The following is a 23468-nucleotide window of genomic DNA, read 5'->3' as shown; positions in this document are numbered from 1 at the left end:
TTGGCACTCTTACATTCAACTCGTCGGTAACAACGGTGCACAGCCGAAATAAGGGACGATCTCATGGCAGATTCCCCCAACTTATCGGATTCCTCCGCCCCGCCCGGCAGAGACGACGAGGGAGGCGGCCGCGTCCGCTGGCGCCGCTTCGCCGTCCTGACCGTACCCGCCGTCGCCATCACCGCGGGCCTCGGCATCGCCCTCGCACAAGGCGTGCTCGCCGCCTCCTTCGCCGTGTCGGGCCAGCAGTTCAAGGTGTCGGCGACCAGCCTGGAAGGCGAGGGCTTCGCCCAGTACGGCAGCGTCGACGTCAACGCCCGCGAGGAGCTCATCCCCGTGGCGGTCACCGCCATCAAGGAGGCCAAGCTCCACAGCCTCTGCCAGTCGGTGGTCACCACGCTCCCCATCGTCGGCGACATCTCACTGAACCTCACGGCCGGCGACAAGAGCCCCGTCGAGGCCAGCAACCTGTTCGTCGACGCCACCCAGCTGTCCGGCAACGCCGTCTTCACCAACATAGAGATCGGCCGCGACGCCTCCACCCTCGACAAGGGCCCGACGGAAGCCGTGGGCATGCAGGACCTGTTCGCCCAACAGGCGGACACCGTCAGCATCTCCGATCTCCACCAGACGGCGTGGGCGACGAATGCGGGCACCTTCAAGCTGTCCGGGCTGAGCATGAACATCAGCAAGGGCAAGAAGGAATGCTTCTGAGCCGCTGGCGGCGGTGGCGGCGGGGCAGGCCGTTCTGGGGAGGGCTCTTCGCGGTCCTCGCCGGGGCCGAGATCTGCGCCCTGCCGCTCGCACCGCTGAAGGTGATGCTCCAGCAGGGCATCGCGGGCATCCCGTCCGTCCTGATGGGCATCGTCATGATCGTGCTCGGCCTCACCGCGTGGTTCTCGCCGGCGCAGCGCAGCCTCGCCGGGGTCCTCACCACGCTCATCGCGACCGCCGCACTGGTCCTGTCGAACCTCGGCGGGTTCCTGATCGGCACCCTGCTCGGGATCCTCGGCGGCGGGCTGATGTTCGCCTGGCAGCCGCACGCCGCCGCACGCCCCTCTGCTGCGCCGCAGTCCCCCGCGCCCCCCGCGCCGTAGCAGCCCGCACCGCCACGGTCCCCCGAACCACCGCAGTCCCCCACACCCACCGGCTCCAGCCCGCACCCCGATCCCCAAGGAGCGCCACCATGAGCCGCACGCGTACCGCATTCGCCCTCGGCCTCGCCGCCGCCGGAGCGCTGTCGGTGGCCTCGGTCACCGCCACCGCCGCACCCTTACCGCTGGCCGGGTCGACCACCGTCACCCCGGCCGGGCACTCGTTCAAGGCCACCCTCAGCGGCAAGGCCACCCTCAAGGCCGGTTCGGTGACGGTGACTTGTACGGTCTCCGTCTCCACCGGCACGGTCCCGGCCGCCCCCGGGAACCAGAACGCCTCCGGGCCCGTCTCCTCGCCGATCTCCCCGCCGACGTACAGCTCCTGCACGTCCAGCGTCTGGGGAGTGACCCCGACCGTCACCACCAGCGGCTCCTGGTCGGTCTCGATGCAGGACGGCTCCCCGATCACCGCCACCATGACCGTCCCGGTCGGCGGGCTCGTCGTGCAGACGTCCGGCCTGGCCACCTGTACGGTCACCGCCGCCCCGACCGCCCCGGCGAACGTCCCCGGGACCTGGGCGAACGGCGCCCCGCCGAGCCTGACCTTCACCAACGCCTCCGTGCCGGTCACGGTCACCGGCGGGTTCGGCTGTCCGACCAGCGCGACCTCGTCCGTCTTCAACGCCGTGTACAAGGTCACCGACACGACCGACCCGGCGCAGCAGATCACCGTCGGCCCCTGACGGGCGCCGGCGACCCGCGTACGAAGAAGCCCGCCGGCCCCGGAGCGCTCCGGGGCCGGCGGGTCTTTCGCCGGTACGGGTCTGGGCGGTGCGCCGGAAACTCCACCACCTGCTGGTACGCGGGCCGGATACACCGCCGACGCCGGGGCGGCGGCGGCCTGCTTCAGCGAGACGCTCAGGGCGTCGCAGAGCGGAGCGCCGAGGCCCTGCTTGAACTCGGCCTCGATCAACAGCGGCCACCAGGCGTCCGCTCAGCAAGACGAACGGCCGTCACCTCTTCACCTGCGGCCCGTGGTTGACCGCGACCGCGGCCGCCGAAAACCCTTTGCCGCAAATACGGGAGTCCGACAGGCTCGCTGTCATGTCACAGAACGACCTCCCGCCCCACGCCGCCCGACCGAATGCGCGGCGCGGCGTCGCCGACCTCTTCTCCGGCGGGCGGCTCACCGCGATCCCGCGCAAGGCCGGCCGCCGCGAGCAGCTCCTCGCCCACCTCGCCGAGACCCTCTTCGCACCCGACAGGGCCTACACGGAGCCCGAGGTGAACGACGCGCTGCGCACCGTTCACGAGGACTGCTCGGCGCTGCGGCGGTACCTCATCACCGCGGGGCTGCTGATCCGCACCCGGGACGGCAGCAGCTACCGGCGGGCCACGACTACCCCCGGTACGCCTCCAGCAGCCTGAGCCAGACCTCGCTGATCGTCGGGAACGCCGGGACCGCGTGCCACAACCGCCCGATCGGGACCTCCCCCGCCACCGCGACCGTGGCCGCGTGCAGGAGCTCGGCCGCGCCCGGCCCGACGAAGGTGACCCCGAGGAGCACCTCCCGGTCCAGGTCGACGACCATCCTGGCCCGGCCGCGGTACCCGTCGGCGTACAGGCCGGCGCCCGAGACCTTGCCCAGGTCGTAGTCGACGGCACGTACCCGGTGACCGGCCCGTTCGGCCTCGGCGAGGGTGAGGCCGACCGCCGCGGCCTCCGGGTCGGTGAACACCGCCTGCGGCAGGGCCTGCGTATCGGCGGTCGCCGCGTGCGCGCCCCAGCGGGCGGTGTCCAGTGCGGGGCTGCCCGCCGCGCGGGCGGCGATGGCCGCGCCCGCGATCCGGGCCTGGTACTTGCCCTGGTGGGTCAACAGCGCGCGGTGGTTCACATCGCCGACGGCGTACAGCCAGTCGTGGTCCAGGACCCGGCAGGTGTCGTCGACCGCGATCCAGTCGCCGGGGGTCAGCCCGACGGTCTCCAGCCCGATGTCCTGCGTGTGCGGAGAGCGGCCGGTCGCCACCAGCAGCTCGTCGCCCTCCAGGACCTCGCCGCCCTCCAGTACGACCCGTACGGGCCCGGTCGAACCGTCACGGACGACCGCCTCGACGGAGACTTCCGTACGGACGACCGCGCCGGCCTCGCGCAGCGCCTCGGCGACCAGCTCCCCGGCGAAGTCCTCCATCCGAGGCAGCATCCGTGCACCCCTCACGAGGACCGTGACCTGCGAGCCGAGGGCCTGCCAGGCCGTGGCCATCTCGGCGGCCACCACCGAGCCGCCCACGATCAGCAGCCGCCCCGGCACCTCCCGGGCCGAGGTGGCCTCGCGGCTGGTCCACGGCCGCGCCCCGGCGATCCCGGGCACGTCCGGGACCACGGCCCGGGTACCGGTGGCCACGACCACCGCGTGCCGGGCGGCGAGCACGTGGTGCTCGCCCTCGGGGCTGGTGACGGCGACCTTGCGGTAGCCGTACAGACGGCCGTGGCCGCGGTAGACGTGGGCACCGATGGAGTCCAACCAGTCGACCTGGCCGTCGTCCTTCCAACTGCCGGTCCAGTAGTCGCGGTGCGCGAACACGGCCTGCGCGTCGAGCGGCCCGCCGACCGAGCCCGCGAGGCCCGGCACCCGGCGGGCATCGGCCCTGGCCAGCGCCGGGCGTAGCAGCGCCTTGCTCGGGACGCAGGCCCAGTACGAGCACTCCCCGCCGATGAGTTCGGCCTCCACCAGGGCGGTGCTCAGCCCGGCGGCGCGGGTCCGGTCCACGACGTTCTCGCCGGCCGGACCCCCGCCGAGCACCACTACGTCGTACTCCACCGCTTCCGACACCGTCACCGTCCGTGGTCCCAGGGGCTCATGTCCCCGTCACCTTACGTGTGGACCACGAACGACGCGCCGCAGGCGCGAGGCGCGGGCGGGGATCTCAAGAACGGGCGCAGGCGCGAAGGGGCGGTGTTCAGGCCTCCGGCGTGCCGGCGGAGTCCCCCGCGCCCGGCCGGCCCTCCTGCTGCGACGCGGCGATCTTCGCGCGCACCTCCTCCATGTCCAGCGCCCGCGCCTGCCCGATGAGGTCCGTCAGCGCGGCCTCCGGCAGCGCGCCGGGCTGCGCGAAGATCGCCACCTGATCGCGGACGATCATCAGCGTCGGGATCGAGGTGATCTGGAAAGCGCCGGCCAGCTCCTGCTGGGCCTCCGTGTCCACCTTGGCGAAGACCAGATCCGGGTGGGCCTGCGAGGCCTTCTCGTAGACCGGGGCGAACTGGAGGCAGGGCCGGCACCATCCCGCCCAGAAATCGATCAGCACGAACGGGTTCTCGCTGACCGTCCGGTCGAAGTTCTCCTTGGTGAGCTCGACAGTAGCCACGGTGTCCAGACCTCCTGATTGCCTTGTATGCACCTTGAACGATCGGCCCGCCCCGCGCATTCCGCCCGGGGCCCGACGCCGCGCGCAGGCCGCAGGCCCGCCAGGCCCGCCAGGCCCTCAGAAGGGGTGCCCCGCCGGGGTCGAGCGGACCGTGGTCCAGCGCAGCTCCGTGAAGGCGTCCAGGTTCGCCTCCCCGCCGAACCGGGCTCCCGTGCCGGAGGCGCCCACCCCGCCGAAGGGGGCCACCGCCTCGTCGTTCACCGTCTGGTCGTTGACGTGCGCGATCCCGGTCGGGATCCGCCCGGCCAGCTCCAGCCCGCGCGCCGCGTCCCGGGTCACGATCCCGAGGGAGAGGCCGTACGGGCCCGCCGAAGCCAGGGCCACCGCCTCCTCCTCCGTGCCGAAGGACCGTACGGGCGCCACCGGGCCGAAAACCTCCTCCGCGTACGCGGGGGTGTCGTCGGCGACGCCCGCCAGCACGGTCGGCCGGTAGAACAGCCCCTCGTGGGTGCCCCCGGCGACGAGCTTGGCGCCCTGCTCCGCACTGGCCTCCACCAGGGCGTGGACCCGCTCCAACTGGCCGCGGTCGATCAGCGGCCCCAGGTGCACCCGCTCTCGGTACGGGTCCCCCACCGCCAGCGCCTCGGCCCGCGCGGCGAGCCGCTCCACGTACTCGTCGTACAGCGAGGCGTGGACGAGGTGGCGGCCGGCCGTCATGCAGATCTGGCCCTGATGGAAGAACGAGCCCCAGGAGGCCTGCGCCACGGCGGCCCCGACATCGGCGTCCCCGAGTACGACGAGGGCCGAGTTCCCTCCCAACTCAAGGTGTGCACGCTTGAGGTGACGGCCCGCCAGTTCTCCCACGAGCCGCCCGGCGGCCGTGGACCCGGTGAACGACACCACCCGCACCAGCGGATCCGTGACGACCGCCGCTCCGGTCCGTGCGTCTCCGGGCAGTACGTGCAGCAGCCCGTCCGGGAGCCCCGCGGCGGCGAAGACGGCGGCGAGCGCGAGGCCGCCGCACACGGCGGTCCGCGCATCCGGCTTGAGCAGCACCGCGTTGCCGAGGGCGAGGGCCGGCGCGACCGAACGGATCGCCAGGATCAGCGGCGCGTTGAACGGGGCCACCACGCCCACCACCCCGGCCGGGACCCGGCGGGTGAAGGACAGGCGCGGAGCCTCGCTCGGCAGCACCTGTCCGGCCGGGCGGGAGGCCAGCGCGGCGGCTTCGTAGCACTCCTGGGCGGCGACGTGCAGCTCGAAGTCCGCCTTGCCGGGTATCGAGCCGGACTCGCGCACCAGCCAGTCCCGCAGTTCGTCGGCGTGGGCCGCGAACAGGTCGCCGGCGCGGCGCAGGACCGCGGCCCGCGCCGTGTGGGTGGCCCGCGCCCAATCCTCCTGGGCGGCCCGCGCCCGTACGGCGGCCTCCGCGACGTCGGCGGGCGCGGCCAGTTCGATGGTGGCGAGGGTACGGCCGGTGGCGGGTTCGACGACGGGGGCGGCGCCCCCGGTCAGGGTCGGTCCGTCCTGCCAGAGCGTCGGTTCGAGGAGCGGCATGGCGCGGGGCCTCCGGTGGGGATGGGCGTGGCAGGGGGCGGCAGCACGCGCCATCGTGCCAGACCGGAGGCACCACATCTGTTCAGTTATTGGGCAGTTGACGGGCCGTCGTGACCGGAAACGTTCGACGGCGCGACGGCGTGGGTGCGTTCAGCGCTCCAGGACGAGCGCGATGCCCTGCCCGACCCCGATGCACAGCGTCGCCATGCCCGTACCCGAACCGGCCGCGGCCAGCTGGTGCGCCACCGAACCGGCCAGCCGGGCCCCGGAGGCACCCAGCGGGTGACCGATCGCGATGGCGCCGCCGCGCGGGTTGAGCACGGCCGGGTCCAGCTCCGGCCAGGCCGCGACGCAGCCCAACGCCTGGGCCGCGAAAGCCTCGTTGAGTTCAAGGGTGGTGAGTTCGGCCAGGCCCCGGCCCGCCTTGGCGAGCGCGCGCTGCACGGCGTCGACCGGCCCCAGACCGAAGAGCTGCGGCTCGATGCCGGTGACCGCGGAGGCGCTGATCCGGGCGAGCGGCTCCCGGCCCGTGGCCGCCAGCCCGTCCTCGTCCGTCAGCAGCAGCGCCGCGGCGCCGTCGTTGAGCGGGGAGGCGTTCGCAGCCGTGACCGTACCCGTGCCGTCCGTCCGGAACGCGGGCTTCAGGCGGGCCAGCGCCTCGGGGGTGGAGCCCTCCCGGATGCACTCGTCGCGCACGAGGTCCACCCCGGGGTACGGGACGACCTCGTCGTCGTACAGTCCGGCGGACCAGGCGGCCGCGGCCTTGCGGTGGCTCTCCAGCGCGAAGAGGTCCTGGGCCTCGCGGGTGATGCCGTGCTTCTCCGCGATGAGTTCGGCGCCCTCCCCGAGGGAGCCCGTCCACTCCGCGGGCATCCGCGGGTTGGTCATCCGCCAGCCGAGCGTGGTGGACCACATCTGCTGGTGTCCGGCCGGGAAGGGCCGTTCCGGCTTCTGCACCACCCAGGGGGCGCGGCTCATCGACTCCACGCCGCCCGCGATGGCCACCGAGGCGTCGCCCAGCGCGATCGCCCGGGCGGCCTGGACCACCGCTTCGAGACCCGAACCGCAGAGCCGGTTGACGGTGACCCCGGGCACGGACACCGGGAGACCTGCGAGCAGGACCGCCATGCGGGCCACGTCCCGGTTGTCCTCGCCCGCGCCGTTGGCGTCACCGAAGACCACGTCGTCGATCCTGGCGGGGTCCAGGTCGGGCGTACGGTCCACCAGCGCCCGCACGACGTGTGCGGCGAGGTCGTCCGGGCGGACCCCGGCGTAGGCGCCGCCGAACTTGCCGATCGGGGTGCGGACGGCGTCGACGACGTACACGTCGCGGACGGTGCGGATGCTCATGGGGGCTCTCCTGGGCGGATCCTTACGGGCGGCGCCGGGGCGGTGCCGTGGTCGGCACCCGGTACGGCGCCGGGCGCGCCCGGTGGGGCGCGCCCGCAGTCTCCGTCCGCAGGTCACCGGCTGTCAACGGCCCCTTGCCGGCCGGCGGCGGACGCCGGCCACCGACCAGGGCGATCAAGCCGGTCAGGCAGGTCGGGCCGGTCCGGGGCGGTGGGGCCGGTCCGGGGTCTGGTCCGCTTCGGGGCGGGACGTGGCGGCGGTGTCGTCAGGTCGACTCCCGCCGGACGGCCACCGCGGTCATCAGGTCGTGCCGCTGCGTGATCTCGGACGGCTCGCGCACCGCCCGGTCCACCAGCTCGGCCAGGTGGTCCCCGCTGGGCAGCTCGATCTGCACCGTGCTCAGCCTCGGCCGCAGCAGCCTGCCGATGAGCAGGTCGTCCGCGCCCATCACCGCGACGTCCTCGGGGATGCGCAGGCCCTCGTCCAGCAGGGCCCGCATCAACAGCATCGCGTACTCGTCGTTGTACGCGAACACCGCGTCCGGGCCGAGCGAACGCCAGCGGGCGGCGAGGGCGGCGGCCGACTCCTCCGAGTAGGCCATCGGGAGCGGCTCGATCACGGCGTCCGCGACCGAGCGGGCACCCTCCAGCCGAGGGGTGGAGAAGAGCTCCAGCCCCTCCTCCTGCGGGACGACCACGCCGATCCGCCGGTGGCCCCGCTCGACGAGGTGCGCGGCCGCCCGGACGCCGACCTCGCTCTGGTCCATCACCAGGGAGTGCGCCCCGGGGACCCCGATCGGGCCCATGGTTATCACCGCGCGGGCGCCGGCCCGCTTGAGCGTGGCGACGTTGTGCGCGGACAGGGTGGTCTCGCCGAGGGATATCACCGCGACCGGGCGCAGCTCGGCCCAGGCGCGCGCGGCTTCGTCACCGCTGAGGCCGAGGCTGCCGTACTGGACCACGGTGTAGTCGAGGCGGCGCAGGGACCACTGGAGCTCGTTGAGGAAGGCGCTGTAGAGCGGGCCGATCGGCACGTGCGAGGTGGGCAGCAGCACGATCCGCGTATGCCCGGCGCGCAGGCTGCGCGCGGCGGCGTGCGGTACGTACCCGAGCTCCTCGGCGGCCTGACGGACCTTGCGGCGGGTCGGTTCGCTGATGCGTACGGCTTCCGCATTGTTCAGGACGTACGAGACCGTCGCGCGCGACACACCGGCGAGGCGGGCCACGTCGGCACTGGTCGGGACGGGGAGCTGCGCGGGGGACGGCGCCGGGGCCGGGGCCAACGGCTTCGGCGCTTTCGATGACTGTGACATTGCCGTGGCATCCTTCCAGACCGATTGCGCCCGGGGGCTAGCGCATGGCCGGAAACCAGTGCTACACAGTGGTTACACGATTCATTGACACGTGTAACCAGGCGCCGCACCCCGCGCCTCGGGGGGGCGCAGCAGCACGTGTCCGACCGTGTCCCGCCGTGCCGCCGCCCTGTCGTGTTCCGTCGCACCCCCGCCGTCGCGACAGCGCGGCGCGCACCTCTTGGCACACCGATCCGCACCCTCCCAGCACCTCCCCGCACCCCTCCCTGCACCCCTCACCCACTTTCACCCGCACGATGAAACCCGCCCACGAGGGCACCGTGGCCCTTTCCTCCTCCGGCACCGGCACCACCGGAGCCACCCCCGACGACGCGTCCGCCTCAGTTGGCGCCGCCACCGCCGCGCGCGGTCCCGGACGGGGCCTGTTCCCGTTGCTGCTCGTCGGCAACAGCGCGATGTACACGCTCTACATCGGCGTCGCCGGCGTCCTGCTCGCCCTCCAGGTAGAAGACGTCGACCCGGCGAACAAGGTCTCCAATTTCGGCCTGATCGCAGGGGTCTCCGCGATCTTCGCCACCGTCTTCAACCCGGTGGCCGGCGCGCTGTCCGACCGCAGCGGACGGCGCAACCCCTGGATCCTGGGCGGCGGGCTCGCCGCCGTACCGGCGATGTTCCTGCTCGGCACCGCCGACACGATCCTGCTCATCACGATCGCCTGGTGCCTCGGCCAGGCCGTCATGAACGTCTACCAGGCCGCCATCACCTCCGTGGTCCCCGACCGGGTTCCCAAGTCCGCCCGCGGCAAGGCCTCCGCGGCCGTCGGGCTCGGCCTGCCCTTCGGCTCCACCCTCGGCGCCCTGCTCGGCGCGGCGTTCTCCGAGGACTACCGCACCGGGTACCTCGTCTTCGGCGCGGTCGTGGCGGGTGCCGCCGTCCTGTTCACCGCCTGCACCGGCGAGGAACGGCTCCCGGCGCGCGCCCCGATGCCCGTCAAGGAGCAGCTCGCCGCCTTCACCAGCGCCCTGCGGAACCACGACTTCCGGTGGGCCTTCATCGGTCGGGCGCTGCTCGTCCTCGGCTACTTCGCGGTCACCGGGTACCAGCTGTACATCCTCCAGGACCACACCGTGCTGCCCGACGGCATGAAGCCGCAGGCCGCGGTGGCGGTGCTGATGCCGCTGACCAGCGCCGCGATGGTCGTCTCCACGGTCCTCGGCGGCTACCTCTCCGACCGGCTCGACCGCCGCAAGCTGTTCGTCGGCGCCTGCGCCCTGCTGTCGGCCGTCGCGCTCGTGATCCCGGCCGTGTCGGCGAGCTGGACGGCCGTGCTCGCCTTCGCGGCCGTCAACGGACTCGCCTTCGGCTGCTCCATGGCCGTCGACACGGCGCTCGTGACGATGGTGCTCCCGAAGGCCGAGGACGCGGCCCGCGACATGGGCGTGCTCAACATCGCGAACGCGGGCCCGCAGATCATCGCGCCGTTCGTCGCCTCGGTGGTCGTCTCGCTGAGCGGCGGCTACACCGCCCTGTTCGTCGTCGCCGCCGTCCTGGCGGTGGCGGGCGCGCTGGCGGTGAAGCCGATCCGCAGCGTGCGGTGAGCGCGGGCGGTCCACCGCCGTCCCCTTTCCACCCGGTCCGCCTCCTCTCGTACACGGCACCACCCTGCAGAAAGGCAACACCGTGCAGCTGCACACCCACACCTGGGGCGAGGGCGACCGCGTCGCGCTCCTGATCCACGGCATGATGGCCGACCACCGGACCTGGCGCCGGGTGGGCCCCGCACTCGCCGACCGCGGCTACCGGGTCATCGCCGTGGACCTGCGCGGCCACGGCGCCAGCGGGCGCGGCGCCTACCGCCCGGAGCTCTTCGCGGACGACCTCGTCGAGAGCCTGCCGACGGGCGCCGACCTCGCCATCGGCCACTCCCTGGGCGGACTGGCCCTGTCCCTCGCCGTGAACCGGTTGAGGCCGAAGCGGGCGGTGTTCTCCGACCCGGCCTGGCACCTGGCCGGCCCGGCCGAGGGGATGGGCCCGGAGCTGTTCGTCCAGTTCAAGTCCGCGCCCAAGGAGCAGATCCGGGCGATGAACCCGCGCTGGGAGGACGCGGACGTCGACATCGAGCTGGAGACCCTGGCCGCGTGGGACGAGGAGATGGCGCTCGGCATGGCCTCGCTGTCCGGCGCGAACCTGCTGCCGGCGGCGCCGGTGGTCCCCTCGCTCGTCCAGCTCGCCGACCCGAGCATCCCCATCTCGCCGGAGCGGGCCGCGCTCCTCGAAGAGTGCGGCTTCGAGGTCCGGTCGGTCGCCGGCGCCGGACACACCATCCACCGCGACGACTTCGACGGTTTCATGACCTCGCTGGAAGGCTGGATCCAACCGCTCTAGCCACCCTCGGTCCCTCCCCGCTACCTTCGGCCCTACCGATCGGTAACGAGGAGGTCCGATGTCGGTGGCGTCAGGTACCAGAGCTTCGACCGGCTCTTCCGCCTGCGGTGGTCTGGTGGACACGGCACGGGCGCTCGCCGAAGGAGCCGTCTCCGCACGCCGGTTGACCGAGGAGGCACTGGAGCGGATCGCCACCGCGCAGCCGGAGCTGAACGCATTCCGGATCGTGCGCACCGAGGCCGCGCTCGCCGAGGCGGACACGGCCGACCGTCGCCTGGCCGCCGGAGAGCTGCTCCCGCTGCTCGGTGTACCGGTCGCCGTCAAGGACGACATGGACGTCGCCGGGGAGCCGACCGCGTTCGGCTGCGCCGGGGAGTTCCCGCCGAAGACCGCCGACGGCGAGGCCGTACGAAGACTGCGCGCGGCCGGCGCGATCATCGTCGGCAAGACCCAGACACCAGAGCTGGGCCAATGGCCGTTCACCGAGGGCCCGGCGTTCGGCGACACCCGCAATCCGTGGAACCCGGCCTTCACGCCCGGTGGTTCCTCGGGCGGCTCGGCAGCCGCCGTGGCCGCGGGCCTGGTCCCGGCGGCGCTCGGGTCCGACGGGGCGGGTTCGGTACGGATCCCCGCTGCCTGGACCCACCTGGTGGGCGTCAAACCGCAGCGCGGCCGCATCTCCACCTGGCCCGAGCCGGAGTCGTTCCACGGGCTGACGGTCAACGGTGTACTGGCCCGCACCGTCGCCGACGCGGCGCTCCTGCTCGACGCGGCGAGCGGCCAGCACCCCGGGGACCGGCACCACCCGGCCCCCGTCTCGGCGGTCGAGGCGACCCGCCGCACCCCGCGCAGGCTGCGCATCGCCCTGTCGTTCGCCATGGCCTTCACCGCGACGCCGAAGTCCCTGGACCCGGAGGTCCGTTCGGCGGTGGAGCGACTGGCCGCACGGCTGGAGTCGCTGGGCCACGAAGTGGTCCCGCAGGACCCGCGCTACGGACAGATCGGCCTCACCTTCGTCCCCCGGGCGACCGGAGGCGTACGGGACTGGGCGTCCCGCGTACCGGACCCCGCGGTGCTGGACCCGCGCACGCACGAGGCGATGCGCACGGGCCGCGTCCTGGGCGGCCTCCCGCTGCGGGTGTCCCGCCGGGCGGAAGTCCTGCTACGGCGGCGGGTCGGCGAGATCTTCGGCCGCTTCGACGTCGTCCTGACCCCGACGACGGCCGCACCACCCCTGCGCATCGGAGCCCTGGCGGGGCTCGGCGCGATGGCCACGGACCGGGCGATGATCGCGGCCTGCCCGTACGCCTGGACGTGGAACGTCCTCGGCTGGCCGGGGATGAACATCCCGGCGGGATTCACGACCGAGGGCCTCCCGATGGGAGCCCAACTCCTGGGCCCGGAGGGATCGGAACCCCTCCTCCTGAGCCTGGCTGCGCAGACGGAAGCGGCAGAAGGCTGGGCACGCCACTGGCCGGGCGGAACCTGAGGGCCCCCGGCAGGCCGGCCATCGACCGAGCCGACCCGGGGGCGGGGCCGGGGGCGGGGCGGATCGGGGTCGGAGGGGCCGGCCGGGATGCCGGGGGCGGGGCCGCCCCCGGCCGACCCCACCGACACCGCCCGGCCCGGCTCCCGCCCCCACCCCGCACCCCGCCCCGCCGGCACCGACCGGCCCCGGCCCCGGCCCCGGCCCCAACCTTCAACACCCTGTTGGAAGACTGTCGATCTCGTGTACGTTTCCTTTAGGAACTCACACGTCACGGGGAGCAGGAGCACTCATGGTTCAGCAGACGACGTGGACGGCCGTCGACGGCTACTTCAACGGGCTCCTCGTCCGGGAGGACGACGCTCTCGTCGCCGCGAGCGTCGACTCCGAGGCGGCGGGGCTGCCCGCGCATCAGGTGGCTCCGAATCAGGGGAAGTTGCTGCACCTCCTGGCCCGCATTCACGGCGCCCGCACCGTCCTTGAGATCGGTACGCTCGGCGGCTACAGCACCATCTGGCTGGCCAGGGCGCTGCCCGCCGGCGGGCGGCTGGTCACGCTGGAGGTCGACGAGCACTGTGCGGACGTCGCCGCCGCCAACATCGCCCGGGCGGGGCTGGACGAGGTCGTCGACATCCGGCGCGGCCGGGCCATCGACCTGTTGCCCGAACTGGTGGACCTCGCCCCGTTCGACCTCGTCTTCATCGACGCCGACAAGCCGTCCAACCCGGACTACCTGAAGTGGGCCCTTGAGCTCACCCGGCCCGGGAGCGTCATCATCGGCGACAACGTCGTCCGGGACGGCGCGGTCGTTGACGCCGACAGCACCGACCCCCGCGTCCAGGGGGTGCGCCGGTTCACCGAACTGATCGCCGAGCACCCGAGGTTGACCGCGACCGCCCTCCAGACCGTCGGCAGCAAGGGCTACGACGGCCTGGTCATGGCCCTGGTCACCGGCTGATCCGCGGCCCCTCGTATGCTCGCGTCGACCAACGACGCCAGTGGGGGAACGAGATGGGCACGAGCATTTCCGTGGAGGACAACAAGCAGGCCGTCCTCGGCTTCTTCGAGGCGGTCAGCGAGCGACGGCCGCAGGACCTGGTGAAGTTCATGGCCGGGGACGTCGTCGACCACAACCAGATCATCCACGGCGAGGCCGACGAGCCCGGCGCCGCCTTCGACGGCATCCGCAGCCAGCTCGCCGCCTTCGACCCGCTCACCGTCCAGGTCGAAGAACTCGTCGGCGAGGGCGACCAAGTCGTCGCGCGCGTCCTGCAGTGCGGCACCCACAACGGCACCCACCCGCGGATGCCGAAGCCGACCGGGCGCGCGTTCGAGGTGGAGGCCATCTGGATCTTCACCCTCGTCGAGGGGAAGATCGCGCAGATTCGAGCCGTGAGCGACCGGCTCGGGCTCTTCGCCCAGCTGGGCTGGGACTGGCCGGGGACGGAGTGACCGCCGCTGGCGCGCGCAGGCGGTCCGAGCCAGTAACCTCACCCGAATGACGGCACTTTCCCACCACAGCTCCGATCCCACCGAGCAGCCCGGGCGCGACGGGGTCACCGCCACGACCGAGGCCGATCCGCATGCCATCGGGCCCGTGCGCACCGAGTACGCGCCCGACAAGGACGGCGATCCGGATCCCGGCGAGATCGTGTGGACCTGGGTCCCGTACGAGGAGAACGACGGGCGCGGCAAGGACCGCCCCGTGCTGGTCGTCGCCCGGGAGGAGGGCGGGCGGACGCTGCTCGCCGTACAGCTGTCCAGCAAGCGGCACGACAACGATCGGGAGTGGGTGCCGATCGGGACGGGGCCGTGGGACGGCGCCGGGCGGGAGTCCTGGGTGGACGTGGACCGGGTGCTGAGGGTGCACGAGGCGGGCATGCGGCGCGAGGCGTGCGCCCTGGACCGGGGCCGGTTCCAGCTGGTCGTGAACCGGCTCCGCGAGCGCTACGGCTGGAGGTAGCGCGCCGGACGGGCCGGTGGGTCAGCCGCCGAGGGCGGCCAGTCCCCGTTCGGCGTAGTGCGGCCAGTGCTCCGCCCGGCCGGCGGGCAGGACGACCCAGTCCTTGAAGGGGTGCCCTGCGCCGGAGGGGTCGAAGAGTTCGACGCCGGGCAGGGACAGGGCTTTGGTGTGCGCCGGGGTGCCCGCGCCGAGTTTGACGGCGAGGGTGTCGCCGTTGAGGCAGGCGAAGACCTTGCCGCGGGCTTTGAGGGCGCGCGCCCCGAACATGGCGCCCGTGGTGACTCCGCGCGGGGCGAGGTCGGCGGCGATGTCCTCGAACAGGGCGTCGGGGGCGACGTCGGGATCGGGGTCAGGCTCGGGGTCGGTCACACGACGCAGTATGGCGGGACCCACCGACGGTCACCGGACACGCGACGCCGGCGCCCGGCCGCTGCGGCGCCTCCCACCCTTCCGGCCCCTCCCCCTCAGGCTCCGAACTCCGCGAAAGTCCGCTGGAACGCCTCCTTGGGGGCCGGATCGCGGTCCAGGATCCCGAACACCACCCGTTCGAAGACCCCTGCGAAACGGCCGGCCAGCAGGGCCCGGAAGGCCTCCGCGACCTCTGCGGGGTCGTTCTGGAACACTCCGCACCCCCAGGCCCCCAGCACCAGCCGCGGGTATCCGTGCAGCGTCGCCGTTTCCAGGACGCGCTCCGCGCGCCGGGCCAGGGCCGCCGGGATCTCGGCGGTGCGTTCTGGCTCCTGGCGGCGGATGGTGCCCGCGTTCGGGGCCGGGGAGGTGAGGAAGCCCGCTCGGAAGGGGGTGTCCAGGAGTTCGCCCCGGTCGTCGCGGAAGACGGGGACCCCGGGCGAGTGAATCACCCGGTCGGTGTAGAAGGTGCTGCGTCCCGCGCGGTGGACCTCGTAGTACTCCGGGGCCTCCAGCAGGGTCTCGTACAGGGCGGAGGCGCGGCACAGCGCTTCTTCCTGCGCCTTGGCCCCGCGGAGGTAGCCGCCCCCGGGATTGCGGGCCGAGGCGAAGTTCAGGACGGCCACCGGGACCGGCGCCGGACCGTCGGCGGCGAGCCTACGGGCTGCGACCGTGCTGCTCTCCCCCGTCACCTCGATGGCCGTCTCATGGCGTGCGGCGGGAAAATCCTCGTCTGGAATGACCTGGTTTGGCCCATATATCCTGGTTCCGGCCCTGGCGTCCGTCAGGGCGGCGGCGAGGGACACCTGCCGCCCCGACCGCGATCGGTAGCCACCGGCCGCCACGATGGTCGCGTTCTCCCGCGCGATCTCGCGCAATCTGCTGCTCACGTCGCCATCATCGGCAGTACGGACCGCCCGCGGCCAGAGATTTTTCCGCGCGGTGGCCGACTCCCACCTTTCAGGCCGACAAGGACGGGTAGGCATGGTCAAGTCACATCATTGGACAGGAGACCCGGCCATGCCTCTGGACTCGTCCGCACCACCAGCCCCTCAGACCCCGGGCGCCTCACCCGCGCTCAGCGAAACCGCCGCCGAGGACCTGGTCCACGGCATCTGTTTCAAGACGGGCCCGCCCCGTACCCTCGGTGCCGAGCTCGAATGGCTCGTCCTGGACGCCGAGCGGCCAGGCGAGATATTGCCGCCCGACCGGCTGACGGCCGCGCACGACGCGGCCCGCGCCCTGACCCTGCAGTCCCGGCTCAGCATCGAGCCCGGCGGCCAGCTGGAGCTCAGCTCGGCCCCCGCCCCCTCCCTCTCCGGCTGCGTGGACGGCCTACAAGCCGATCTCACCGCCGTACGGGCCGCCCTGCGGGCCCGAGGTCTGGTCCTGTGCGGGACCGGCCGCGATGCGCGCCGGCCGCTGCGCCGACTGCTGCACAGCCCGCGCTACGACGCGATGGAGATCTACTTCGACCGCACCGGCCCCGCCGGGCGCGCGATGATGCGTTCCTCCGCCTCCGTGCAGGTCTGCGTGGACGCCGGGCACGAGGAACCGGGCCCCCTCGGGTACGGCCGGCGCTGGCGGCTGGCCCATCTGTTGGGCGCCGTGTTCGTGGCGGCCTTCGCCAACTCCCCCGCGCACGAGGGCCCGTACGCCGGCTGGCGGTGCTCCCGACAGGGGATCTGGCGGGACATCGACAGTCGGCGCGCGCTCGCCCCGCCACCGGACACCGAACCGCGGGCCGGGTGGACCCGGCACGCGCTGGACACCGAGGTGATGTGCCTGCGCGCGCCCGACGGCGGGTCGTGGGCGGCCCCGCGCGGGCTGACCTTCCGCGACTGGCTCCGGACCGACGGCGCGGCAGCCGGCGCCGGCGCCGGTTCCCCCCTCCTGCGGCCGCCCACCGCCGAGGACCTTGAGTACCACCTGACGACGCTGTTCCCGCCGGTGCGCCCGCGCGGCCACCTGGAGTTCCGGATGATCGACGCCCAACCCGGCGACGACGGCTGGCTGGTGCCGGTGGCCGTCATCCACGCGCTGTTCGACGACCCGGAAGCGGCCGAGAGCGCGTACCGGGCGGCGAAGGCACTGGCCGACACCCACGGGTCCGGGCCCGCGCCGCGCAATCCCCTGTGGCAGTCCGCAGCCCGGCACGGCCTGGCCGATCCGGAGCTGCGCACGGCTGCGGTCGCGTGTTTCCGAGCCGCGGCCGAGGCGCTGCCGCGGCTCGGTGCGAGCCGGCACGTCCAGGACACCGTCGACGCCTTCAACGAACGCTACGTACTGCGCGGTCGATGTCCCGCCGACGACGGCCATCGGCAGCTGACCGGAACGGGGGCGCACTGATGACCACTACACCTGCCGCGGATTCCACCGACGCCCCGGACCGTGCGCCCGCGGCGCTGCGCGAGCGGGCCTTCGCGGCGCTGACCGCGGCCCGTGCCCGTACGGCGCTGCTCACCGACGCGGTGAGCGACCGGGACCTGATCGCGCAGCACTCCCCGTTGATGTCCCCGCTGGTGTGGGACCTGGCGCACATCGGGAACCAGGAGGAGCTCTGGCTGTTGCGCAACGTCGCCGGGCACGAGTCGCTGCGCCCCGAGATCGACCCGCTCTACGACGCGTTCCAGCATCCGCGTTCCGAGCGGCCGAAGCTGCCCCTGCTGGGGCCGGCTGAGGCCCGCCGATACACGGCCGAGGTGCGCGGCCGGGTCTTCGACCTGCTGGAGCGCACCGCGCTGGAGGGCTCCGCGCTGCTGGACGACGGCTTCGCGTTCGGGATGATCGCCCAGCACGAACAGCAACACGACGAGACCATGCTGATCACCCATCAGCTGCGCTTGGGCGAGCCCGCGCTGACCGCCCCGGATCCGGATCCGCCGCAGGGAGCGCCGCCGGCCGCCGCCGAAGTCCTGGTGCCCGCCGGTCCGTTCACGATGGGCACGTCGGCCGAGCCGTGGTCGCTGGACAACGAGCGGCCCGCGCACACCCGGGACGTCGGGGCGTTCTGGCTCGACACGGCGCCGGTGACCAACGCCGCGTACCAGGCGTTCGTCGCGGACGGCGGTTACCGGGACGAGCGCTGGTGGGCCCCCGCAGGCTGGGAGCAGATACGTCGGCACGGGATCGAGGCGCCGCTGTTCTGGCGCCGGGAGGCCGGGCAGTGGCTGCGCCGCCGCTTCGGCGTGACCGAGCCGGTGCCCGCCGATGAGCCGGTGCTGCACGTCAGCTGGTACGAGGCGGACGCGTACGCCCGCTGGGCGGGGCGCCGGCTGCCCACGGAGGCGGAGTGGGAGAAGGCCGCCCGGCACGATCCGGCGACCGGGCGCGCCACCCGGTACCCGTGGGGTGACGAGGATCCGACGCCGTCGCACGCCAACCTGGGCCAGCGCCATCTGCGCCCGGCTCCGGCGGGCAGCTATCCGGCGGGGGCGTCCCCGCTCGGGGTGCGCCAGCTGATCGGTGACGTGTGGGAGTGGACCTCCTCCGATTTCCTGCCGTACCCGGGGTTCCGGGCGTTCCCGTACCGCGAGTACTCGGAGGTGTTCTTCGGCCCGGAGCACAAGGTGCTGCGCGGTGGTTCGTTCGCCGTGGATCCGGTGGCCTGCCGGGGCACGTTCCGCAACTGGGACCTGCCCGTGCGCCGGCAGATCTTCTCCGGCTTCCGGACCGCGAGGGACGTCTGATGTGCCGTCATATCGCGTTCGTGGGGCAGGAGGTGCCGCTGGCGCGGCTGCTGAGCGAGCCGGAGCATTCGCTCGTGCGGCAGTCCTGGGAGCCGCGGCGCCAGCGCCACGGGACGGTCAACGCCGACGGTTTCGGTGTCGGCTGGTACGCGGAGGGCGACCCGGCTCCCGCCCGCTACCGGCGGGCCGGGCCGATCTGGGGCGATTTGAACTTCGCCGATCTGGTGCGTGTGGTGCGTACGCGGGCCGCGTTGGCCGCCGTACGGGACGCCACCGTGTTCGGAGCGGACGGGGAGGCCGCGGCGGCGCCCTTCGCTTCGGGGCCGTGGCTGTTCAGCCACAACGGCGCGGTACGGGACTGGCCTGACGTGGCGGCGCCGATCGCGGCCGCCCTGCCGCCCGTGGAACTGCTGTCCCTGGCCGCGGGCACGGACTCGGCGCTGATCTGGGCGCTGGTGCTGCACCGCCTGCAGCGCGGGGACGATCTCGGCACGGCGCTCGCCGAACCGGTGCGGGAGTTCGAGGCGGTGGCCCCCGGCTCCCGACTGAACCTGCTGCTGACCGACGGCACGGGCATCGCGGCGACGGCCTGGGGCGATTCCCTCTGGTACCTGGCCGACGCGCAGGCGCAGCGCACGGTGGTGGCGTCCGAGCCCTATGACGACGATTCCCGCTGGTGCGAAGTACCCGACCGGACCCTGCTGACCGCCCGTGGCACACGGGTCGACCTGACCCCGCTGAAGGAGAACCCGCAGTGAGCGAATTCCAGTTGACCCGCACCCTCGACGAGCACTCCGCCGACACCGCGCTGCGCGCCGATGTCCTGCACGGGCTGACGGTGTCCCCCAAGGTGCTGCCGCCCAAGTGGTTCTACGATGCGCGGGGCAGCGAACTCTTCGAGGAGATCACCCGGTTGCCGGAGTACTATCCGACGCGCGCCGAGCGGGAGATCCTGCTGGCGCGGGCTGGGGAGATCGCTTCGGCGAGCGGGGCGCGCACGCTGGTGGAGCTGGGTTCCGGCTCCTCGGAGAAGACCCGGCACCTGATCGAAGCGATGCCCGCGCTGCACACGTACATACCGGTGGACGTGAGCGGGAGCGCCCTGGAGGGGGCCGCCGGGACGCTGCTGGCGGAGCACCCGGGGCTGCGGGTGCACGCGCTGGTGGCCGACTTCACGAAGCCGCTGAAGCTGCCGGATTCCCCGGGGCCCCGACTGGTGGTGTTCCTCGGCGGCACGATCGGCAATCTGCTGCCGCCGGAGCGTGCCGTGTTCCTGGCGTCCGTACGGGCGATGCTGTCGCCCGGGGACGCGCTGCTGATGGGGACGGACCTGGTGAAGGACGAGGCCGCGCTGGTGGCCGCGTACGACGACGCGCAGGGGGTGACGGCCGAGTTCAACAAGAACGTCCTGGCCGTCGTCAACCGGGAGTTGGGTGCGGACTTCCGCACCGACGACTTTGAGCACGTCGCGGTGTGGAACCGGGAGCAGGAGTGGATCGAGATGCGGCTGCGGGCCCGGTCGGAGCTGGTGGTGAAGGTCCGGGAGCTGGATCTGGTGGTGCCGTTCGAGGCGGGTGAGGAGATCCTGACGGAGATCTCCGCGAAGTTCCGTCAGGAGGGCGTACGGGCGGAACTGGCCGACGCAGGGCTTGAGTTGACCCAGTGGTGGACGGATGCGGAGGGTCGCTTCGCACTGTCCCTGTCGGTAGCGGACGGCGCGGTCGGCTGGGCCGGCACGCCCGCGAGCAGTGCGGAGGCGGGTACGGAGTCCGCGGCGACGGCCGCCTGAGCCGCGGCCGCGAGTTCCCGCCGGTCCGCGTGGCGGCCCGGCGGGATCCGCGGCAGCAGCCGGACCTCGGCCCGCACCCCGCGGGCCCGGGCGATCCGCCACAGGGAGGCGGTCAGCGGATCGTCCCCGACGAAGGCGGGCGCCCCGGCGGGGCTCCCGTCGGGGAGCCGGTAGGCGAGCTGTACGGGCTGTACGGGGACCCGGGCGGTCAGGGCGGCCTGGAACGCGGCCCGCCGGAAGGTCCCCCGGGCACGGCCGCACCAGGTGCTGCCCTCGGGGAAGACGGTGACGCGGTCGCCGGCCAGCAGGGCGCCGGTCATGGCGTCGACGGTGTCGGGGAGGGCGCGGATCCGCTCCCGTTCGATGAACAGGGTGCCGTTCTGTCGGGAGAGCGGGCCGAGCACCGGCCAGTCGCGGATGTCGCTCTTGGCCAGCATCCGGCAGGGCATGACGGAGGCGACCAGTGCGATGTCGAGCCAGGAGATGTGGTTGGCGACGATCAGCCGGCCGCCGCCCGGGCCGGGGTTGCCGTGCACGGTGATCCGTATGCCGAAGGAGCGGACCAGGGCGGTCGCCCAGGCCCTCACCAATGCCTGGCGGGGGCGGGTACGGAGCAGCCTGAGCGGCTGGAAGCCGAGGATCCCGAGGAGGATCAGGGCGGCGGCGGCGGTGAGCCGGAGCGCCGCGCGGGCGGGGCTCGCACGGTGCCCGTCGTGGCCGGCGCAGGCCTCGGGGGTGCAGGGCGAGGTGGGCAGCCAGACGCTCATGCGGCCGGGACGAGCGAGAGGAAGTGCTTGAGGTAGCGCGGGTTGGTGCGCCGCAGGGAGAGCAGCACGTACAGGTCGGCGCAGCCGAACTCGGCGTCGAGGGCCGGCTCGCCGCACACCCAGGCGCCCAGGCGCAGGTAGCCGCGGAGCAGCGGGGGCAGCTCCGTGCGGGCCGGGAAGGTGATGCCTTCGGCGTTCCAGGGGAGGTGGGGGGTGACCCGGTACTCCTCGGGGGCGAGGTTGCGGGTGAGGACGCTCTCGCGGGTGGCTGCGGCCAGGACCCCGCCGTCGGCGAGCGGCATCGAGCAGCAGCCGGCGAGCCAGTTGTGGCCGGAGCGGTCCATGTAGCGGGCGAGGCCGGCCCAGATCAGGGCGATGACGGCGCCGTTGCGGTGGTCGGGGTGGACGCAGGACCGTCCGACCTCGACGAGGTCGGGGCGGATCGGGGCGAGGGCCGAGAGGTCGAACTCGCCTTCGGAGTAGAGGCGGCCGGCGACGGCCGCGCGCTCCGGGGGCAGCAGCCGGTAGGTGCCGACGACCTGCTCGGTCTCTTCCTCGACGACGAGGAGGTGGTCGCAGTAGGCGTCGAAGGCGTCGGAGTCGAGGCCCGGCTCGGGGCCGTCGAGGCGGGCGCCGAGCTCTCCGGCGAACACCAGGTGGCGCAGGCGCTGGGCGGCGCGCACCTCGTCCTCGCTGCGGGCGAGGCGGACGGCGTAGCGGGGGGTGGCGGGGAGGGCTGCGGGTGCCGTGACGGGTGCGGCCGCGGGGACGGGTGCGGGGGTGACGGGGGTGATGGTGGAGGGGGGAAGGGTGGACGGGGACAGGGGGGCGATGGTCATTGCGGCTCCTGATCCGGGCACGGGAGTCAGGCCGGCAGGCGTGCCGTCCTGGCTCCTTTACTTCTTCCGTGACCGGCTGGATTCGACATGACCGCTCAGCGGCACTTGGATGTGCGAACGCTGAACTCGGCGGGCTCGGGGCCGTGGGGCGGGCGGTGCCGGGCGGTGCTCAGCGGTCGGAGCTGAGGACCTTGCTGATCGTCTCCGATGCCGCCTTGGCGGCCTGCTCGGGGTTCTGGCCGGTGAGCACGGCCGTCATGTAGGGCTTGATCGGGTTCTTGCCCTCGACCTCGGCCCAGCGGGCGGACTTCGGCGTGGCCCGGCCCTGGGCGGCTCCGACGGCCATGGTCGCGGCGCCCTCGTTGCCGTCGACGAGGTGCGCGAGGGTGGTCTTGTTCGGTACGTAGCTCATCGTGCGGGCGAGCTCGGTCTGCCACTTCTCGCTGACCAGGGCGGTGATCACGTCGACGGCCTGGGCCCGGTGCCCCGTCCGCTCGGGGATGATCAGGTCGGAGCCGCCGGTGAAGACGGCGCCGGGCTTGTCCGAGGTCTTGCCGGGGACGGGGAAGAAGCCGAGCTTGCCCTTGAGGGCGGGGTTGGCGGCCTCGATCGCGGCGGCCTGGCCGGGCGGGGCGATGATCTGGGCGACGTCGCCGCGGGAGAAGACGTCGGACTGCGGGGGCGTCTCCTCGTCGGCGCTCTTCGGGCCGTCGCCGAGGGCCTGGAGCTGCTTGTAGAACGTCATCCCGGCCAGGGCCTTCTCGTCGTCGAGGGTGCCGACCCACTGTCCGCCGGTCTCCACGGCGAGGTCGCCGCCCTCGTCCCAGATGAACCCCGACAGGACGTACCAGTTCTGCCCGGCCAGGTAGATGCCCTGCTGGTCGCCCTTGTCGAGCTTCTGGGTGGCCTGGATCCACTCCTGCCGGTTCTTGGGCAGGGTCTTGATCCCTGCGTTCGCGAAGAGGTCCTTGTTGTAGATCACCACACGGTTGGCGGCGTACCAGGGGACTCCGTACTGGGCCCCGTTGATGCTCCCCGGGTCGGAGAGGCCCTTGAGCCAGTCCCTGCTGCCCCACTCGCGCAGGCCCTCCAGGGTGAGTTCGGACAGGCCGCCGGTCTCGATGTACTGGGCGACCTGGGTGTTGCCGACCTCGATGACGTCGGCGCTCTCGCTGCCCTTACCGGCGAGCACGGCGTTGACCTTCTCGCCGATGCCCGTCCATTCCTGGATCTTGACGTCCAGTTCGATGCCGGGGTGCTCCCGCTCGAAGGAGGCGGTGAAGTCCGTGATGAAGGCCTCCGAGGCGCTGCCCTTCATGAGCCAGAGCGTCACCTTCTGCTTCCCGTCGGCGGATCCTCCCAGCAGGCTGCAACCGGTGAGGGCGGTCGCGGCCGCGAGGGCCGTGCACACGGCGAGGAAGCGCATCTTCACGAAGGTCACCTTCTGGAGGTCGATCTCGGATG

At 73.0% G+C, this 23468-nt stretch carries 23 protein-coding genes and 1 pseudogene; 14 read left to right on the top strand and 10 right to left on the bottom strand.

Annotated elements, in window-relative coordinates:
* Positions 1–63 precede the first annotated feature (63 nt).
* The 4 genes from OG974_RS05535 to OG974_RS05520 all read left to right on the top strand — a co-directional run bounded on the left by OG974_RS05535 (position 64) and on the right by OG974_RS05520 (position 2522).
* Entirely contained in the window at positions 64–714 is a 651-nt protein-coding gene (locus OG974_RS05535) for a DUF6230 family protein (protein WP_371645619.1), read from the top strand.
* Positions 705–1097 (top strand): DUF6114 domain-containing protein, encoded by a 393-nt coding sequence (locus OG974_RS05530; protein ID WP_327279802.1) that lies wholly within the window; start codon positions 705–707, stop codon positions 1095–1097. Before OG974_RS05535 ends, OG974_RS05530 begins: the two co-directional genes overlap by 10 nt.
* Positions 1098–1186: 89 nt before the next feature.
* Entirely contained in the window at positions 1187–1837 is a 651-nt protein-coding gene (locus OG974_RS05525) for a hypothetical protein (RefSeq protein WP_327279801.1), read from the top strand.
* A gap of 361 nt (positions 1838–2198) precedes the next feature.
* On the top strand, positions 2199–2522 hold the full coding sequence (locus OG974_RS05520) for a DUF2087 domain-containing protein (RefSeq protein ID WP_327279800.1): 324 nt from the start codon (positions 2199–2201) through the stop codon (positions 2520–2522).
* Here OG974_RS05520 and OG974_RS05515 read toward each other — a convergent pair.
* The 5 genes from OG974_RS05515 to OG974_RS05495 form a co-directional block, all read right to left on the bottom strand.
* Positions 2494–3912 carry an NAD(P)/FAD-dependent oxidoreductase gene (locus OG974_RS05515; protein ID WP_327279799.1) on the bottom strand — a complete coding sequence of 473 codons (1419 nt, stop codon included), beginning with the start codon at positions 3910–3912 and terminating at the stop codon, positions 2494–2496. The genes OG974_RS05520 and OG974_RS05515 overlap by 29 nt on opposite strands.
* Before the next feature lie 139 nt (positions 3913–4051).
* The gene (locus OG974_RS05510; RefSeq protein WP_329315323.1) at positions 4052–4459 is read right to left on the bottom strand and encodes a thioredoxin family protein; all 408 of its coding nucleotides are present in this window, start codon (positions 4457–4459) and stop codon (positions 4052–4054) included.
* A gap of 117 nt (positions 4460–4576) precedes the next feature.
* Entirely contained in the window at positions 4577–6016 is a 1440-nt protein-coding gene (locus OG974_RS05505) for an aldehyde dehydrogenase family protein (RefSeq protein ID WP_327279797.1), read from the bottom strand.
* A 150-nt stretch (positions 6017–6166) separates the two neighbouring features.
* Positions 6167–7366 (bottom strand): acetyl-CoA C-acyltransferase, encoded by a 1200-nt coding sequence (locus OG974_RS05500; RefSeq protein WP_371645618.1) that lies wholly within the window; start codon positions 7364–7366, stop codon positions 6167–6169.
* 265 nt (positions 7367–7631) lie between these two features.
* Positions 7632–8678 carry a LacI family DNA-binding transcriptional regulator gene (locus tag OG974_RS05495; protein WP_327279795.1) on the bottom strand — a complete coding sequence of 349 codons (1047 nt, stop codon included), beginning with the start codon at positions 8676–8678 and terminating at the stop codon, positions 7632–7634.
* Positions 8679–8974: 296 nt separating this feature from the next.
* Between OG974_RS05495 and OG974_RS05490 the strand changes: the two genes are divergently transcribed.
* The 6 genes from OG974_RS05490 to OG974_RS05465 all read left to right on the top strand — a co-directional run bounded on the left by OG974_RS05490 (position 8975) and on the right by OG974_RS05465 (position 14512).
* Positions 8975–10276, top strand: coding sequence for an MFS transporter (locus tag OG974_RS05490; protein ID WP_371645617.1), 1302 nt, complete (start codon positions 8975–8977; stop codon positions 10274–10276).
* A gap of 82 nt (positions 10277–10358) precedes the next feature.
* The gene (locus OG974_RS05485; RefSeq protein ID WP_327279793.1) at positions 10359–11063 is read left to right on the top strand and encodes an alpha/beta hydrolase; all 705 of its coding nucleotides are present in this window, start codon (positions 10359–10361) and stop codon (positions 11061–11063) included.
* Between the two features lie 58 nt (positions 11064–11121).
* Complete coding sequence (locus OG974_RS05480) at positions 11122–12552, top strand: amidase (protein ID WP_327279792.1); 1431 nt, start codon at positions 11122–11124, stop codon at positions 12550–12552.
* 289 nt (positions 12553–12841) lie between these two features.
* Positions 12842–13507 (top strand): O-methyltransferase, encoded by a 666-nt coding sequence (locus tag OG974_RS05475; RefSeq protein WP_327279791.1) that lies wholly within the window; start codon positions 12842–12844, stop codon positions 13505–13507.
* Between the two features lie 53 nt (positions 13508–13560).
* Positions 13561–14001 carry an ester cyclase gene (locus tag OG974_RS05470; protein WP_327279790.1) on the top strand — a complete coding sequence of 147 codons (441 nt, stop codon included), beginning with the start codon at positions 13561–13563 and terminating at the stop codon, positions 13999–14001.
* Positions 14002–14047: 46 nt separating this feature from the next.
* Complete coding sequence (locus OG974_RS05465) at positions 14048–14512, top strand: type II toxin-antitoxin system PemK/MazF family toxin (protein WP_328764457.1); 465 nt, start codon at positions 14048–14050, stop codon at positions 14510–14512.
* A 21-nt stretch (positions 14513–14533) separates the two neighbouring features.
* Here OG974_RS05465 and OG974_RS05460 read toward each other — a convergent pair whose 3' ends face one another.
* Positions 14534–14881 (bottom strand): hypothetical protein, encoded by a 348-nt coding sequence (locus tag OG974_RS05460; protein WP_328764456.1) that lies wholly within the window; start codon positions 14879–14881, stop codon positions 14534–14536.
* 95 nt (positions 14882–14976) lie between these two features.
* Positions 14977–15810: a TIGR02452 family protein gene (locus OG974_RS05455; RefSeq protein WP_371645616.1), complete on the bottom strand. Its 834-nt coding sequence runs from the start codon at positions 15808–15810 to the stop codon at positions 14977–14979.
* A gap of 130 nt (positions 15811–15940) precedes the next feature.
* Here OG974_RS05455 and egtA point away from each other — a divergent pair, with 130 nt between their 5' ends.
* From egtA to egtD, 4 genes are read left to right on the top strand one after another with little or no spacing between them, the layout of a single operon-like run.
* Positions 15941–17269, top strand: a complete 1329-nt coding sequence (gene egtA, locus OG974_RS05450; RefSeq protein ID WP_327279786.1) for an ergothioneine biosynthesis glutamate--cysteine ligase EgtA — start codon at positions 15941–15943, stop codon at positions 17267–17269.
* Positions 17269–18609, top strand: coding sequence for an ergothioneine biosynthesis protein EgtB (egtB, locus tag OG974_RS05445; protein ID WP_371645615.1), 1341 nt, complete (start codon positions 17269–17271; stop codon positions 18607–18609). Before egtA ends, egtB begins: the two co-directional genes overlap by 1 nt.
* A complete protein-coding gene (egtC, locus tag OG974_RS05440; protein WP_327279784.1) occupies positions 18609–19367 on the top strand; it encodes an ergothioneine biosynthesis protein EgtC in 759 nt (252 codons plus the stop codon). Before egtB ends, egtC begins: the two co-directional genes overlap by 1 nt.
* A complete protein-coding gene (egtD, locus tag OG974_RS05435; RefSeq protein WP_327279783.1) occupies positions 19364–20398 on the top strand; it encodes an L-histidine N(alpha)-methyltransferase in 1035 nt (344 codons plus the stop codon). Before egtC ends, egtD begins: the two co-directional genes overlap by 4 nt.
* A 239-nt stretch (positions 20399–20637) precedes the next feature.
* On the opposite strand, the pseudogene OG974_RS05430 reads toward egtD, so the two are convergent.
* The 3 genes and pseudogenes from OG974_RS05430 to OG974_RS05420 all read right to left on the bottom strand — a co-directional run.
* Positions 20638–21165: pseudogene (locus OG974_RS05430) on the bottom strand (lysophospholipid acyltransferase family protein); the annotation flags it as partial.
* Complete coding sequence (locus tag OG974_RS05425) at positions 21162–22004, bottom strand: GNAT family N-acyltransferase (protein WP_327279782.1); 843 nt, start codon at positions 22002–22004, stop codon at positions 21162–21164. The gene OG974_RS05425 and the pseudogene OG974_RS05430, both read right to left, overlap by 4 nt.
* Positions 22005–22173: 169 nt before the next feature.
* Positions 22174–23436 (bottom strand): extracellular solute-binding protein, encoded by a 1263-nt coding sequence (locus tag OG974_RS05420; protein WP_371646744.1) that lies wholly within the window; start codon positions 23434–23436, stop codon positions 22174–22176.
* Positions 23437–23468: the final 32 nt, after the last annotated feature.

It is taken from the genome of Streptomyces sp. NBC_00597, assembly GCF_041431095.1.
In the GTDB taxonomy this organism is placed as follows: domain Bacteria; phylum Actinomycetota; class Actinomycetes; order Streptomycetales; family Streptomycetaceae; genus Streptomyces.
Note: the sequence above shows the minus strand (reverse complement) of the source record. Positions and strands in the feature narration are given on the sequence as shown.

What these genes read in the sequence shown, in the direction of transcription:
- OG974_RS05535 (WP_371645619.1), top strand. Translation starts at nt 64, where the DNA reads ATGGCAGATTCCCCCAACTTATCGGATTCCTCCGCCCCGCCCGGCAGA.
- OG974_RS05530 (WP_327279802.1), top strand. Translation starts at nt 705, where the DNA reads ATGCTTCTGAGCCGCTGGCGGCGGTGGCGGCGGGGCAGGCCGTTCTGG.
- OG974_RS05525 (WP_327279801.1), top strand. Translation starts at nt 1,187, where the DNA reads ATGAGCCGCACGCGTACCGCATTCGCCCTCGGCCTCGCCGCCGCCGGA.
- OG974_RS05520 (WP_327279800.1), top strand. Translation starts at nt 2,199, where the DNA reads ATGTCACAGAACGACCTCCCGCCCCACGCCGCCCGACCGAATGCGCGG.
- OG974_RS05505 (WP_327279797.1), bottom strand. Translation starts at nt 6,016, where the DNA reads ATGCCGCTCCTCGAACCGACGCTCTGGCAGGACGGACCGACCCTGACC.
- OG974_RS05500 (WP_371645618.1), bottom strand. Translation starts at nt 7,366, where the DNA reads ATGAGCATCCGCACCGTCCGCGACGTGTACGTCGTCGACGCCGTCCGC.
- OG974_RS05495 (WP_327279795.1), bottom strand. Translation starts at nt 8,678, where the DNA reads ATGTCACAGTCATCGAAAGCGCCGAAGCCGTTGGCCCCGGCCCCGGCG.
- OG974_RS05490 (WP_371645617.1), top strand. Translation starts at nt 8,975, where the DNA reads ATGAAACCCGCCCACGAGGGCACCGTGGCCCTTTCCTCCTCCGGCACC.
- OG974_RS05480 (WP_327279792.1), top strand. Translation starts at nt 11,122, where the DNA reads ATGTCGGTGGCGTCAGGTACCAGAGCTTCGACCGGCTCTTCCGCCTGC.
- OG974_RS05475 (WP_327279791.1), top strand. Translation starts at nt 12,842, where the DNA reads ATGGTTCAGCAGACGACGTGGACGGCCGTCGACGGCTACTTCAACGGG.
- OG974_RS05470 (WP_327279790.1), top strand. Translation starts at nt 13,561, where the DNA reads ATGGGCACGAGCATTTCCGTGGAGGACAACAAGCAGGCCGTCCTCGGC.
- OG974_RS05465 (WP_328764457.1), top strand. Translation starts at nt 14,048, where the DNA reads ATGACGGCACTTTCCCACCACAGCTCCGATCCCACCGAGCAGCCCGGG.
- egtA (WP_327279786.1), top strand. Translation starts at nt 15,941, where the DNA reads ATGCCTCTGGACTCGTCCGCACCACCAGCCCCTCAGACCCCGGGCGCC.
- egtB (WP_371645615.1), top strand. Translation starts at nt 17,269, where the DNA reads ATGACCACTACACCTGCCGCGGATTCCACCGACGCCCCGGACCGTGCG.
- egtC (WP_327279784.1), top strand. Translation starts at nt 18,609, where the DNA reads ATGTGCCGTCATATCGCGTTCGTGGGGCAGGAGGTGCCGCTGGCGCGG.
- OG974_RS05425 (WP_327279782.1), bottom strand. Translation starts at nt 22,004, where the DNA reads ATGACCATCGCCCCCCTGTCCCCGTCCACCCTTCCCCCCTCCACCATC.